At 68.4% G+C, this 13217-nt stretch carries 12 protein-coding genes; 9 read left to right on the plus strand and 3 right to left on the minus strand.

Annotation, left to right across the window (positions count from 1 at the left end; translation table 11 throughout):
- Window positions 1–30: 30 nt before the first annotated feature.
- Entirely contained in the window at window positions 31–2262 is a 2232-nt protein-coding gene (ggpS, locus tag ACPEH1_RS08015; RefSeq protein WP_313242707.1) for a glucosylglycerol-phosphate synthase, read from the minus strand.
- A 62-nt stretch (window positions 2263–2324) separates the two neighbouring features.
- Entirely contained in the window at window positions 2325–3590 is a 1266-nt protein-coding gene (locus ACPEH1_RS08020) for an MFS transporter (RefSeq protein ID WP_026070547.1), read from the minus strand.
- Between the two features lie 124 nt (window positions 3591–3714).
- On the opposite strand from ACPEH1_RS08020, the gene ACPEH1_RS08025 reads away from it, so the two are divergent.
- On the plus strand, window positions 3715–4341 hold the full coding sequence (locus ACPEH1_RS08025; RefSeq protein ID WP_017354666.1) for a hypothetical protein: 627 nt from the start codon (window positions 3715–3717) through the stop codon (window positions 4339–4341).
- A 25-nt stretch (window positions 4342–4366) separates the two neighbouring features.
- On the opposite strand, the gene ACPEH1_RS08030 is transcribed toward ACPEH1_RS08025, so the two are convergent.
- Window positions 4367–5053: a DUF3011 domain-containing protein gene (locus ACPEH1_RS08030; protein WP_423667299.1), complete on the minus strand. Its 687-nt coding sequence runs from the start codon at window positions 5051–5053 to the stop codon at window positions 4367–4369.
- A gap of 423 nt (window positions 5054–5476) precedes the next feature.
- Between ACPEH1_RS08030 and aspS the strand changes: the two genes are divergently transcribed.
- The 8 genes from aspS to ACPEH1_RS08070 all read left to right on the plus strand — a co-directional run bounded on the left by aspS (window position 5477) and on the right by ACPEH1_RS08070 (window position 13130).
- Entirely contained in the window at window positions 5477–7228 is a 1752-nt protein-coding gene (gene aspS / locus ACPEH1_RS08035) for an aspartate--tRNA ligase (protein ID WP_136003032.1), read from the plus strand.
- A gap of 198 nt (window positions 7229–7426) precedes the next feature.
- Window positions 7427–7777, plus strand: a complete 351-nt coding sequence (locus ACPEH1_RS08040) for a DNA primase (RefSeq protein ID WP_423715601.1) — start codon at window positions 7427–7429, stop codon at window positions 7775–7777.
- 22 nt (window positions 7778–7799) lie between these two features.
- A complete protein-coding gene (locus tag ACPEH1_RS08045; RefSeq protein ID WP_153164681.1) occupies window positions 7800–8324 on the plus strand; it encodes a GNAT family N-acetyltransferase in 525 nt (174 codons plus the stop codon).
- 123 nt (window positions 8325–8447) lie between these two features.
- Complete coding sequence (locus tag ACPEH1_RS08050) at window positions 8448–9080, plus strand: esterase/lipase family protein (protein WP_312709552.1); 633 nt, start codon at window positions 8448–8450, stop codon at window positions 9078–9080.
- 94 nt (window positions 9081–9174) lie between these two features.
- Entirely contained in the window at window positions 9175–9906 is a 732-nt protein-coding gene (locus ACPEH1_RS08055; protein ID WP_017354672.1) for a YebC/PmpR family DNA-binding transcriptional regulator, read from the plus strand.
- 129 nt (window positions 9907–10035) lie between these two features.
- Window positions 10036–10557, plus strand: coding sequence for a crossover junction endodeoxyribonuclease RuvC (ruvC, locus tag ACPEH1_RS08060; protein ID WP_017354673.1), 522 nt, complete (start codon window positions 10036–10038; stop codon window positions 10555–10557).
- Between the two features lie 10 nt (window positions 10558–10567).
- On the plus strand, window positions 10568–11158 hold the full coding sequence (gene ruvA / locus ACPEH1_RS08065) for a Holliday junction branch migration protein RuvA (RefSeq protein WP_017354674.1): 591 nt from the start codon (window positions 10568–10570) through the stop codon (window positions 11156–11158).
- A 52-nt stretch (window positions 11159–11210) separates the two neighbouring features.
- A complete protein-coding gene (locus ACPEH1_RS08070) occupies window positions 11211–13130 on the plus strand; it encodes a potassium transporter Kup (protein ID WP_017354675.1) in 1920 nt (639 codons plus the stop codon).
- The last annotated feature ends 87 nt before the right edge of the window (window positions 13131–13217 follow it).

The following is a 13217-nucleotide window of genomic DNA, read 5'->3' on the forward strand; positions in this document are numbered from 1 at the left end:
GCCGGGCGCTTGCCCGGCTGCATCGCCGTATCAGCCGCGCACCGCCTCCAGGAACTCGCGTCCCCAGCGGTCCACGTCGTAGTACTCCACACTGTCGAACAGCTGTCGCATGCGCCCGGTGGCTTCATCATCGGGCATCGACAATGCCTGCAGCAGCCCGGCGGTGAGGTCGGCCGGATCATGCGGGTTGGTCAGCACCGCGCCCTTCAGCTCGGCGGCGGCGCCGGCGAATTCGCTGAGCACCAGCACGCCGCTGCTGCCTTCGATGCCCTGGGTGGCGACGAATTCCTTGGCCACCAGGTTGAGTCCGTCGCGCAGCGGGGTGATCCACATCACCTGCGCGGCGGCGTAGTGCGCCACCACCTGCTCGAACGGCAGTGCCTGGGCGAAGAAGCGCACCGGCGTCCAGTCCAGCCGCGAGAAGCGCCCGTTGATGCGCCCCACCGCCTGCTCGATCTGGTTCTGCAGGGTCCGGTACACCGTCATCTCGCGCGCGGCCGGCACGCAGATCATCAGCAGGGTGACCTTGCCCAAGCGGTCCGGATGCTGCTCGAGCAGCCGCTCGAATGCCTCCAGTTTGGCCAGCGTGCCCTTGGTGTAGTCCAGCCGTTCCACCGACAGCACCAGCTTGCGCGCGCCGATCTCGCGGCGCAGCTTGAAGATGTCGTTGCGCACGTCGCCGCGCGCCAGCACGGCGTGGATGCGGCGCAGATCGGTGCCGACCGGATGCGCGCCCAGCGCGATCTCCCGATCACCCACGCGCAACCGCGTGGTCATGGTGTCCAGGCCCACCGCGCAGCCATAGGTCAGAAAGCGCGGTGCGCAGCTCTCCCACGCCAGCCGCTCGGCCGGCATCGCCCCGCGCACCACGTCCACGAAATTCTCCACCTGGCGCGGAATGTGGAAGCCGATGTAGTCGCAGCTGAGCAGGCTGCCGATGATTTCGCGCCGCCAGGGCACCACGTTGAAGACGTCGGCGGAGGGGAAGTAGGTGTGGTGGAAGAAGGCGATCTTCAGGTCCGGACGCAGCTCGCGCAGCGTGCCCGGCACCATCCACAGGTTGTAGTCGTGGATCCAGACCGTGGCGCCGTGCGCGGCTTCGGCGGCGGTGGATTCGGCGAACTTGCGGTTCACCTGCAGGAATACCTGCCAGTCGTCCTCGCGGAAGCGCGCGCGCTCCCAGAACACGTGCAGCATCGGCCAGAACGCTTCCTTGGAGAAGCGCTTGTAGAAGATGTCCACTTCCTGCTTGCTCAGCGGCACGCGCGCGGCGGTCAGGGTCGGATAGCGTTCGGCATCCACCGCCAGGTGGGTCTGGAACGGACCGCGCTTGGGATCGTCGATTCCCCACGCCACCCACGAACCCTTCTGCCCGCCGTCGAAGAAGCTCAGCAGCGACGGAATGATGCCGTTGGGCGAGCGCGGCGGGCGCTGGACGAGCACGCCGTCCTGCATGACTTCATCGAACGGCAGGCGGTGGTAGACCATCACCAGTTCGGCGCCATCGGCGCGCGCCTGCGCCGGCGGATGCAGGAACGGGTCATCGCTGGCGAGCAGGCCGAAGTGTTCGATCGCCTCCAGGATGCCGCCGCAGCCGGGCGCCTCGGCGTGGAAGGTGTGGCCGAGCGTAGCCGTGGCTGCGGTCAGGGCCGGCTCCGAATCGCCGACGCACACGCCGCGGAAACCGGCGGTGTACATGGAAAGATCGTTGAGCGTGTCGCCGGCGACCAGGATGCGCTCGCGTGGCAGTTCGAGCAGGCGCGCCAACGCGGACAGCGTGCGGCCCTTGTCCGTGTCCGGCGGCAGGATGTCCAGATAGCGGTCGGCCGAATAGAGCACATCGCAGCCCAGCGCCTGCGCGGCGGCCTGGATCTGTCCGCGCAGCGGCGCCAGCGTGTCTGGATCGCAGAAGTAGGAGCAGCGGCGCTCCTGCGGTACATCCTGGCGCTGCAGCGCGGCGAACGGGCGCATCGCCGCCGCCACCACCTGCTCGCCGGGCCAGTGCGCGTCGATCATCGATTGCAGGGGCTGCAGCGGCTGCAGCGTATGCCCGTCGACCACGGTCGCGCCGACATCGCAGACCACGACATCCGGGCGCGGGATGGCCGGATCGGAGAGCAGGGGCATCACCGCTTCGAGCCCGCGGCCGGTGATGAAGATCAGGCGGATACCGGGGTGCTGGTCGACCAGCCGGTACAGGCGGTGGCGCGCGGCGGCATCGCCGGCGAGGAAGGTGCCATCCAGATCGGTGGCGAGGATCAGTTGCGCGGCCGGCGTGGCCGGCAGGGTACGGGGTGAGGTGGGGACGGTGGGTGTCGATACAGTCAATGCACTTCCTTTTCGGAGTCGGCGGGGTAAGGGGTGTCCTGGGGGGCCTGCTGGTCGGTTTCGGGCATCAGTTCCAGCGCGCCGGGTGTGGTCCGCAGCATCAGGCGGAAGCCGACCGGATGGGTGCGCAGGCGCTGGAAACGCAGCAGACGGGCGGTGGTGAACAGTGCCAGTGCCAGCAGCACCACCGCGAAATACAGCGGCAGCGCGGCCGGGCCGAAGCGCTGCATGCCGGCACCGGCCAGGGCCGGGCCGAACGCGGCACCCACGCCGTGGACCAGCAGCAGGCTGGAGCAGCCCGCAAGCAGGTGCTCGCGTGGCAGGTAGTCGAGCATGTGCGCCACGGCGGACGGATACAGCGCGAAGGCCAGGCCGCCGTAGAAGAAGAACAGGCCGAACAGCAGGTGGGTCTGGAGCTGGATCATCGGCAGCGACGCCACCAGCGCGATGCCCGCGGCGATCAGGCTCAGCACCACCAGCGCGCTGCGCCGGTCGTGGCCGTTGCTGAGCTGGCCCAGCGGCCACTGCAGCACCGCGCCGCCGATGATCGCCACGAGCATGAACAGAGCCACGCCAGTGTCCTCCAGGCCGACCTCGCCGGCATACACCGGCAACAGCCCCCAGAACGCACCCATCGCCAGACCCGACAGGCCTGCCGCCACGGTCGCCACCGGCGCCATCGCGTACAGACGCCGCAGGCTCAACCGGGTCATCACCGGCACGTCCGGCTGGCGCAGGCGGGTCGCGGTCACCGGCAGCACGGCGGCACAGACCAGGATCGCGGTGAGCATGAACATGGCCGTTGCGCTGGCGTCGCCGAGCATCAGCAGCAGTTGGCCCAGCGCAAGCGCGGACAGATTGACCACCATGTACAGCGAGAATGCGCGGCTGCGTTGGGCCGGATCCGGCTCGGCGTTGAGCCAGCTTTCGATCACGGTGTACAGGCCGACAAGGGCGATGCCGGTGGCGATGCGCAGCACGCCCCAGCCCCAGGGGTTGAGCCACAGGGGATGCAGCAGCACCGCGATTGCGGCGAGCGCGGCGAAGAAGGCGAACGCACGGATATGTCCGATGCGGCCGATCAGCGAGGGGGCGAAGAAGGTGCCGATGAAGAACCCGGCGAAATAGCCGGACATCACCAGACCCAGGGTGCCGGCACCAAAGCCGGCCTGCCCGCCGCGCACCGCCAGCAAGGTACCCAGAAGCCCGCTGCCCGTCAGGAGCAGCGCTACTCCCGTGAGCAGGGCGGTCAGCCGCAACACGCGTGCGACCTTCGTGGGGAAGAAGGCGAACCGGTCACGCCACGACCTTAACACAGCGGGGATGAAGCCCTTCGCGATGCGGGAGGCGTTTGCGCTGCCCGGCCGTGGCCGTTAGGGTGGGTCCATGAACGTACTGAAGCTCGTGCCCCTGGCCGCCGCACTGGGGCTTGCCGCCTGTAGTGGCGAACGCGATCCACTCGCCCACGACATCTCGCTGGCGCCGTCGGACGCCTTCATGGCAGCGGTGGCCGCCCATTGCGGCAAGGCGTTTGAAGGCCGCATCGTGGCCAACGAGCCGCGTACCGATGCACCCGATCCGTTCGAAGGCAAGCGGCTGGTCATGCATGTGCGCGGGTGCGACGACCCGGCCCACGAGCTGCGCATTCCCTTCCATGTCGGCGACGACCATTCGCGGACGTGGGTGCTGACCCGCACCTCCCACGGCCTGCGTCTCAAGCACGATCATCGCCATGCAGACGGCAGCCCCGATGCGATCAGCCTCTACGGCGGCGACAGCAAGCCACCGGGCACCGCGCAGCGTCAGGAATTCCCGGTGGATGCCGACTCGGTGGCGATGTTCCGAAAGGCCGACATGCTGCCCTCCGTGCACAACACCTGGGCGATGGAGGTCGATCCGGACCAGCGCTTCATCTATGAGCTGACCCGGCCCGGCGGCCGCCGCTTCCAGGTCGCCTTCGACCTTGCCAGGCCGGTGGCGCTGCCGCCCCCACCGTGGGGCAGCGCCCCCTGACGCAGGCCGCTGCCCCTGGGGTCGGTCAGCGGACGCCGAAGCGCGCCCGGCACCCGCCGTTCACCCACAGGCTGCCGTTGCTGTAGCCCCAGCTGCGGCCTTCCACACAGGCGGTGCCCGACAATTGCTGGATCAATGCCGGGCGTCCCTGGCGGGCATCCCAGGCGCAGGTCTGCTGGCGGTTGTTGTTGCTGCTGCAGGTCACGCTGTAGTTGCTGTCGCCGCCGCCCCAGCCGCCGCCGCTGTTGCCACGGGCCTCGGCAAACTCCCCCCGGCAGCCGCGGTTGACCCATACGCTGCCGTTGCGCGCGCCCCAGGTCTGGCCCTCCACACAGGCCGAGCCGGAGATCTGCCGGACAAGGGTCGCATTGCGCCAACCGGTGTTGCAGGTGCGCTCGCGGTTGTCCTGGCTTTCGCAGCGGATGGTGCCGCCGCTGCCATTGCCGCCGCCCCAGCCGCCGCCGTTGCCCCGCCCTTCAACGAACTCGGCACGGCAGCCACCGCTGACCCACACCGTGCCGTTGCGCGAGCCCCAGTTGCGGCCTTCCACGCAGGTCGTGCCGGAGATCTGCCGGGACAGGCGCGCGCTGCGCCAGCCGGTATTGCAGACCCGCTCGCGGTTGTCCTGGCTTTCGCAGCGCACGGTCCCGTTGTTGCCGCCGCCACCGTTCCAGCCCCCACCATTGCCGCTGCCGCGCAGCGAGGTGGCGATATCCTGTTTGATCCGCGAGAAACCCCAGCCCGAATTGACCTGGGCCAGGTAGAACCGCAGCTGGTCATCGGGGATGCGCCGGCCATCGGACTGGTCGGCGTACTCCTGGCTGATGACCCGGCTGCGGTCCGAGGAGGACAGCTGCGACAGATTCTCCGGGGCGTAGGCACGTGAACTGATCTGGGCCTGCGCCGCGGGGGCGGCCAGGGCGAGCACGGCGGTCAGGCAGGCGACGGTCAGGCGGCGGTTCATGGCGACATCCCCTTGCGGTCGTTGGTGGGCGGACTATAGGAAGGCCCCCGGTTCACAACGCGTGATGCCGGGCCGGCGAGGCCCGATTTGCCCCGCCGCGCCGACGGCCGCAGAATAACGGGCTTTCCGGCGCAGCTTGGTGCCGGCACTCTCCTGCGGAGCTTTACCCCCATGCGTACTCACTTCTGTGGCCTGGTCGACGAGACCCTGATTGGCCAAACCGTTACCCTTGCCGGCTGGACCGACGTTGCCCGCAATCAGGGCGGCGTGTGCTTCATCGATCTGCGCGATCATGAGGGCATCGTGCAGGTGACGGTGGAAGTCGACAACGCGGCCGTGTTCGCCGTGGCCGCCAGCCTGGGCTATGAGGACGTGCTGCAGGTGGAGGGTGTGGTGCGTGCCCGCCATGCGGTCAACGACAAGCTCCGCACCGGCAACGTGGAGGTGATCGCCACGGCCATCACCATCCTCAACAAGGCCGAGCCGCTGCCGTTCCACGCCCACGAGAACCCGGGCGAGGAAACCCGCCTGAAGTACCGCTACCTGGACCTGCGCCGCCCGGAAATGCAGCGTATGCAGCGCACCCGCATCAAGCTGGTGCAGGCGCTGCGCCGCCACCTGGATGCGACCGGCTTCCAGGACATCGAAACCCCGATCCTGACCAAGGCCACCCCCGAGGGCGCGCGCGACTTCCTGGTGCCGGCGCGCATGCATCCGGGCGAGTTCTACGCGTTGCCGCAGAGCCCGCAGCTGTTCAAGCAGATCCTGATGGTGGCCGGCTTCGACCGCTACTACCAGATCGCCCGCTGCTTCCGCGATGAGGCCCTGCGTGCCGACCGCCAGCTGGAGTTCACCCAGCTGGACATGGAATTCGCCTTCGTGCGCGAGCGCGACGTGCAGGATTTCGTGGAAACCATGATCCGCGCCATCTTCAAGGAAGTGGTCGACGTGGAGCTGGATGCCAGCTTCCCGCGCATGACCTGGGCCGAGGCGATGCGCCGGTATGGCTCGGACAAGCCGGACCTGCGCATCGCGCTGGAGCTGGTGGACGTCGCCGAGCTGGTCAAGACCAGTGAGTTCCCGGTGTTCACCGCCGCGGCCAACGATGCCGACGGCCGTGTCGCCGCGCTGCGCATCCCGGGCGGTGCCAGCCTGTCGCGCAAGCAGATCGACGAGTACGCCGCGCATGCCGCCAAGTACGGCGCCAAGGGCCTGGCCTACATCAAGATCGCCGAGAACGGCGAGGTCAGCTCGCCGATCGCCAAGTTCTTCAGCGAGGAGGCCTTCGCCGCCCTGGTTGCGCACGTCGGGGCCGGCAACGGCGACATCGTGTTCTTCGGTGCAGGTGGCTACAACAAGGTGTCCGACTTCATGGGCGCGCTGCGCCTGAAGGCCGGCAAGGACTTCGATCTGGTCGCGGCCGGTTGGGCGCCGCTGTGGGTCACCGACTTCCCGATGTTCGAATACGACGACGAAGCCCAGCGCTACGTCGCCCTGCATCACCCCTTCACCGCCCCGGCAGTGGACGATATCGCCGACCTGCGTGCCAATGCGAAGACGGCCGTGTCGCGCGGCTACGACATGGTGCTCAACGGCAACGAGATCGGCGGCGGTTCGATCCGTATCCACCGCTCGGACATGCAGAGCGCGGTGTTCGAACTGCTCGGCATCGGTGCCGAAGAGGCCGAGGGCAAGTTCGGCTTCCTGCTCGACGCGCTGCGTTTCGGCGCGCCGCCGCACGGTGGCATCGCCTTCGGCATCGACCGTATCGCCGCCCTCATGGCCGGTACCGAATCGATCCGCGACGTGATCCCGTTCCCCAAGACCACCGGCGCGCAGTGCCTGATGACCGGCGCCCCGTCGCCGATCCCGGACGAGCAGCTGGCCGAAGTGCACGTCCAGGTCCGCCCGGCAAAGCAGTAACCTGCGCCGGGCGCTGCCGCGCCCGGCTGCACCAGATCCATCATCGTTCCGTAGAGCCGGGCTCTGCCCGGCCGCACCAGATCCATCATCGTTCCGTAGAGCCGGGCTCTGCCCGGCTGCACCACATCCATCATCGTTCCGTAGAGCCGGGCTCTGCCCGGCTGCACCACATCCATCATCGTCCAGGAGAGCCAGGCAATGACCGAATTTGCATTTTCGCTGGAGTGGGAAAAACTGGGCAATGAGGGCGCCGACGCCGCCCTGGTCACCGAACGCGCCCGCGTCTTCGGCGGCTGGCTGGTGCGCGTGGGGACCAACCCCGCCGCGATGGCCCTGACCTTCGTCGCCGACGGTGAAGGCCGTTGGGATGGCGAGGACTTCGGCGTGGAAGACTACGAAGAAGACGAAGACGACGAAGAAGAATTCGAGGACGAGGAAGAGGAAGAGGGCGACGAGGACGAGGAGTACGAAGAGGAAGAGGAAGAGGAAGAGGACGAGGACGACGCGGAAGGTGACGACGCCGACGCCACCGGCGGAGCGCGGGCGTAACGCCTGCCTCCCGGCACCCGTCATGTACGCCATCCGACGCGCCACCGAGGCCGACGCCGACATCCTGTCGGCGCTGGCCACGCGCACCTTCGTTGAAACCTTCGGCCCCCTGTACCCGGCCGAGGATCTGCAGGCCTTCCTCGATGAGGCCTATCCGGCTGCACGCCAGCGCGTGATCCTGGCCCACCCGGACTACGCGGTGTGGCTGCTGGAGCGCGACGGCGTCGCGGTGGGGCATGCCGCCGCCGGCCCGTGCGGGTTGCCGCACCCGGAGGTCGCGCCGGGCGACGGCGAGCTCAAGCGGCTGTACCTGATCAAGGACGAGCAGAGCTGCGGCTGGGGCAGCCGGCTGCTGGAAACGGCGCTGGACTGGCTCGAACGCGACGGACCGCGCACGCTGTGGCTGGGGGTCTGGTCGGAGAACTTCGGCGCCCAGCGCTTCTACGCCCGCTATGGGTTCAGCAAGGTGGGCACCTACGAATTCCCGGTTGGCACGGTGCGTGATCTGGAGTTCATCCTGCGGCGTCCGCCGACGCCGGCGCGCTGATCCCCTCCCCATTCCCTGCTGACGCCCCGGCTGCACCGGCTTCACCCGCCGTTGCGGCCGCCCTTCGTCTAATGGGGGCGTTTCCTCCCGCAGGTTCCAAGGCCGCATGGCCAGGCTGAGTGCATGACTCCCCCCGTTTTACTGCTGCACGGCATCTGGAACGCCCGCGCCTGGGTTGGCCCCTTGGCCTGGCGCCTGCGCGCCCGGGGGTTCACCGTGGACACCTTCGGCTACGCCAGCGTGTTCGGCGGCCCGGATGTGGCCGTGCCGCAACTGCTGGAGCGGCTCCGCGACAGTGGTCCGGTGTCCCTGGTCGGGCACAGCCTGGGTGGGCTGGTCGCGCTGGAGGCGCTGCGCCGGCAACCCGATCTGCCGGTTTCGCGGGTGGTCTGCCTGGGCTCGCCGCTGCGCGGCAGCGGTACCGCCCGGTCGCTGGCCGATCACGGCTGGTCGCTGGCGCTGGGGCGCAGCAGCGAGCTGCTGCTGGACGGCCTGCCGGCCTGGGAGGGCAGGGCGCAGGTCGGCCTGATCGCCGGCTCGGTCCCGCACGGCCTGGGCAGCCTGCTCGGCGCGATGGGCGAGGCCTCCGACGGCACCGTGGCACTGGATGAGACCCAGTTGCCCGGCCTGACCGACCATTGCGTGGTGCCGGCCAGCCACAGCGGGCTGGTGTTCTCCCCGGACGCCGCGCGCCAGACCGCCGCGTTCCTGCGCGATGGCCGCTTCCGCCACGACCACGCCGCCCACGCGGCCTGAGTCCCGGCGGGCCCCCGGGGGGCGACTAACACGGTCGCGCCGGGCGATCAGGTAGAATCCGCGCCCTGTTCCTCACGCAAGCACGGAAATACTCATGGGTAGAGGCCCCTCCATCGAGAACCGCAAAAACGCGTCCGACGCGAAGCGCGGCAAGATTTTCACCAAGATCATCCGTGAGATCGGCGTTGCCGCGCGCGGCGGTGGAGGCGACCCCAACAACAACCCGCGGCTGCGCGTGGCGATGGACAAGGGCCTGGCCTCGAACATGTCCAAGGACGTGATCGAACGCGCCATCAAGAAGGCCACCGGTGAACTGGAAGGCGTGGAGTACGAGGAGATCCGCTACGAGGGCTATGCCCCCGGTGGCGTGGCCGTGATCGTGGACTGCCTGACCGACAACCGCGTGCGTACCGTGGCCGATGTCCGCCATGCGTTCAGCAAGTGTGGCGGCAACATGGGCACCGAAGGCTCGGTGTCCTTCATGTTCAAGCGCGTGGGCGTGCTCCACTTCGCTGCCGGCGCCAATGAAGAGGCCGTCACCGAGGCGGCCATCGAGGCCGGCGCGGACGACATCGTGGTCTATCCCGAAGATGGTGCGATCGACGTGCTCACCGCCGCCGACAGCTACCACGCGGTCAAGGACGCAATGACGGCGGCCGGGCATACCCCGGACCATGCCGAGCTCACCTTCCGCGCCGACAACGACATCAAGGTCGAGGGCGACACCGCCCTGCAGGTCAAGAAGCTGCTGGACATGCTCGAAGACCTGGACGACGTGCAGGACGTGTTCTCCAACGCCGATCTCGGCGCGGACGCCTACGCCTGACCGTGCGCCTCACCGGTCGCTTTGCGCGACCGGTGAGCGGACAATGCGGACCATGATGACTCCTGCCGTTCCCTGTTATCGCCGCCGCAGCCGTCCGTTCCGGGCCGCAGGCGGCCGTGTGCGTGTCGCATGACCCGCATTCTCGGCATCGACCCCGGTTCGCAGCGCACCGGGGTGGGCATCATTGATGTGGACGCCACCGGCAAGGTCGTGCATGTGCACCACCTGCCGCTGGTGCTGCTGGGCGCCGACGACTTCCCGCAGCGGATGAAGCTGCTGGTGGTCGGGCTGACCGCCCTGGTGGAGGAATACCGCCCGGACGAGGTCGCCATCGAGAAGGTGTTCATGGCCCGCAACCCGGACTCGGCGCTGAAGCTCGGCCAGGCACGCGGCGCGGCGATCTCGGCCGTGGTCATGCGCGACCTGCCGGTCAGCGAATACGCCGCCACCGAGATCAAGCTGGCCGTGGTCGGCCGCGGTGGCGCGGAAAAGCAACAGGTCCAACACATGGTCGGGCTTATGCTCAACCTGAAAACCAAGCTGCAGGCCGACGCCGCCGATGCGTTGGCGGTGGCCATCACCCATGCCCATGTACGGGCGACGGCGCAGCGGCTGGGCGTCAATGCACGCATGGCCTGGAGCCGGAAATGAGGAACACTGCATGATTGGTCGTCTGCGCGGGATCGTGGCCTACAAGGCGCCGCCGTGGCTGCTGGTGGATGTCAACGGCGTCGGCTATGAGCTGGAAGCCCCGATGAGCACCTTCTACGACCTGCCCGAGCTGGGCCGCGAGGTCACCCTGTTCACCCATTACGCGCAGAAGGAAGACAGCGTTTCGCTGTACGGATTCCTGCGCGAGGGCGAGCGCCGACTGTTCCGCGACGTGCAGAAGGTCAGCGGCATCGGCGCCAGGATCGCGCTGGCGGTCCTTTCCGGCGTCAGCGTGGACGAGTTCGCACGCATGGTGCAGGCCGGTGACATCACCGCGCTGACCCGCATCCCGGGCATCGGCAAGAAGACCGCCGAGCGCATGGTGCTCGAGCTGCGCGACCGCGCCGCCACCTTCGGCGGGGGCGGGGCGCCGATCGCCGGGGCCGCACCGGCCACCGATCCGGTCTCCGAAGCCACCGTGGCCCTGCAGCAACTGGGGTACAAACCCACCGAGGCGGCGCGCATGGCGCGCGACGCCAATGCCGACGGCGATGACGTCGCCACGGTCATCCGCAAGGCCCTGCAGGCCGCGCTGCGCTGAGCAGCCGCCTGCTTCCCCGATCCTGAACGCCTGACGTCCGCACCGGAGCCCCATGTCCACGACCACCCCCCAGCACAGCAACGGCCAGGCCCCGCACGGCCACGCGCCGGCGGCCGGCGGCCTGGCCCTGATGATCGGCGCCATCGGCGTGGTGTTCGGCGACATCGGCACCAGCCCGCTGTACACGCTGAAAGAAGCGTTCTCGCCGCACTACGGGCTCAACAGCGACCACGACACCGTGCTGGGTGTGCTGTCGCTGGCGTTCTGGGCGCTCAATATCGTGGTCACGCTCAAGTACGTGACCATCATCATGCGGGCCGACAACGACGGCGAGGGCGGCATCATGGCCCTGATGGCGTTGACCCAGCGCACCCTGCGCCACGGTTCACGCTCGGCCTACGTGGTGGGCATCCTCGGCATCTTCGGCGCTTCGCTGTTCTTCGGCGATGGCGTGATCACCCCGGCCATTTCCGTGCTCGGTGCGGTCGAAGGCCTGGAGGTGGCCGCGCCCGGCCTGCATGCCTTCATCGTCCCGATCACCGTGGTGGTGCTGCTTGCCGTGTTCGGGGTGCAGCGTTTCGGTACCGCGCGGATCGGCAAACTGTTCGGGCCGATCACCTCGATCTGGTTCATCTCGCTGGCCGCGATCGGCATCTGGAACATCATTGATTCCCCGGAAGTGCTCAAGGCCTTCAACCCGATGTGGGCGCTGCGCTTCTTCATGGAGCACGGCTGGCATGGGGTGTTCATCCTCGGCGCGGTGGTGCTGGCGGTGACCGGTGGCGAGGCGCTGTACGCCGACATGGGGCACTTCGGCGCCAAGCCGATCCGCCATGCGTGGTACTTCTTCGTGCTGCCGTGCCTGGTGCTGAACTACCTGGGACAGGGCGCGCTGGTGCTCAACAACCCCGAAGCGGTGAAAAACCCCTTCTTCGAGGCCGTGCCGGAGTGGGCGCTGTACCCGATGATCATCCTGGCCACGATGGCGGCGGTGATCGCCTCGCAGTCGGTGATCACCGGTGCGTTCTCGGTCTCGCGCCAGGCCATGCAGCTGGGGTACATCCCGCGCATGCGCATTACCCATACCTCGCACGACACCATCGGCCAGATCTACATCCCGGGCATCAACTGGGGCATCGCGGTGATGGTGATCGGCCTGGTGCTGGCGTTCCGCAGCTCCTCCAACCTGGCCGTGGCCTACGGCATCTCGGTGTCGGCCACGATGCTCATCGATACGCTGCTGCTGGCGCTGGTCGCCCGCGCGCTGTGGCCGACCTCGCGCTACTGGATCATCCCGCTGTGCGCGGTGTTCTTCGTCATCGACCTCGGCTTTGTGATCGCCAACGGCGCCAAGCTGCTGCAGGGCGCCTGGTTCCCGGTGGTGCTCGGCATCGTGCTGTTCACGATGATGCGCACCTGGCGGCGTGGCCGCGAGCTGCTGCGCGATGAGATCCGCAAGGACGGCATCCGCATCGACACGTTCCTGCCCGGGCTGATGCTGGCCCCGCCGGTACGCGTGCCGGGCACGGCCGTGTTCCTGACCGCCGACCCGTCGGTGGCGCCGCATGCGCTGATGCACAACCTCAAGCACAACAAGGTGCTGCACGAGCGCAACGTGTTCCTGCACGTGGTCACCCTGCCGGTGCCGTACGCGCCGGAAGGCCAGCGTCTGAAGATCGAGTCGGTGGGTGACGAGTTCTACCGCATCTACGTGCGCTTCGGTTTCATGGAGACCCCGGACGTGCCGTTGGCGCTGATGCGCTCGTGCGACCACGGCGGGATCTACTTCGATCCGATGGACACCACCTTCTTTGCCAGCCGCGAAACCATCGTGGCCACGGCCAACCGCGGCATGCCGATCTGGCGCGACAAGCTGTTCGCGCTGATGCATCGCAACGCCGCGCCCGCGACCGGGTTCTTCCGGATTCCGGGCAACCGGCTGGTCGAACTGGGCGCCCAGGTGGAGATCTGACGCGGCAGCGCGCAACCCGCTGCCCCGGGGAGTGCCGGCCCGGTCAGGAGCCGGCCTGCGGCCGGCATTGCCCGGGCGCGGATCGCG

This window comes from Stenotrophomonas sp. NPDC077421 (assembly GCF_049545505.1).
Taxonomy (GTDB): Bacteria; Pseudomonadota; Gammaproteobacteria; order Xanthomonadales; family Xanthomonadaceae; genus Stenotrophomonas; species Stenotrophomonas nematodicola.

Coding starts and splice junctions, on each gene's coding strand:
- ACPEH1_RS08025 (WP_017354666.1), top strand. CDS start 3,715: ATGAACGTACTGAAGCTCGTGCCCCTGGCCGCCGCACTGGGGCTTGCC.
- aspS (WP_136003032.1), top strand. CDS start 5,477: ATGCGTACTCACTTCTGTGGCCTGGTCGACGAGACCCTGATTGGCCAA.
- ACPEH1_RS08040 (WP_423715601.1), top strand. CDS start 7,427: ATGACCGAATTTGCATTTTCGCTGGAGTGGGAAAAACTGGGCAATGAG.
- ACPEH1_RS08045 (WP_153164681.1), top strand. CDS start 7,800: ATGTACGCCATCCGACGCGCCACCGAGGCCGACGCCGACATCCTGTCG.
- ACPEH1_RS08050 (WP_312709552.1), top strand. CDS start 8,448: ATGACTCCCCCCGTTTTACTGCTGCACGGCATCTGGAACGCCCGCGCC.
- ACPEH1_RS08055 (WP_017354672.1), top strand. CDS start 9,175: ATGGGTAGAGGCCCCTCCATCGAGAACCGCAAAAACGCGTCCGACGCG.
- ruvC (WP_017354673.1), top strand. CDS start 10,036: ATGACCCGCATTCTCGGCATCGACCCCGGTTCGCAGCGCACCGGGGTG.
- ruvA (WP_017354674.1), top strand. CDS start 10,568: ATGATTGGTCGTCTGCGCGGGATCGTGGCCTACAAGGCGCCGCCGTGG.
- ACPEH1_RS08070 (WP_017354675.1), top strand. CDS start 11,211: ATGTCCACGACCACCCCCCAGCACAGCAACGGCCAGGCCCCGCACGGC.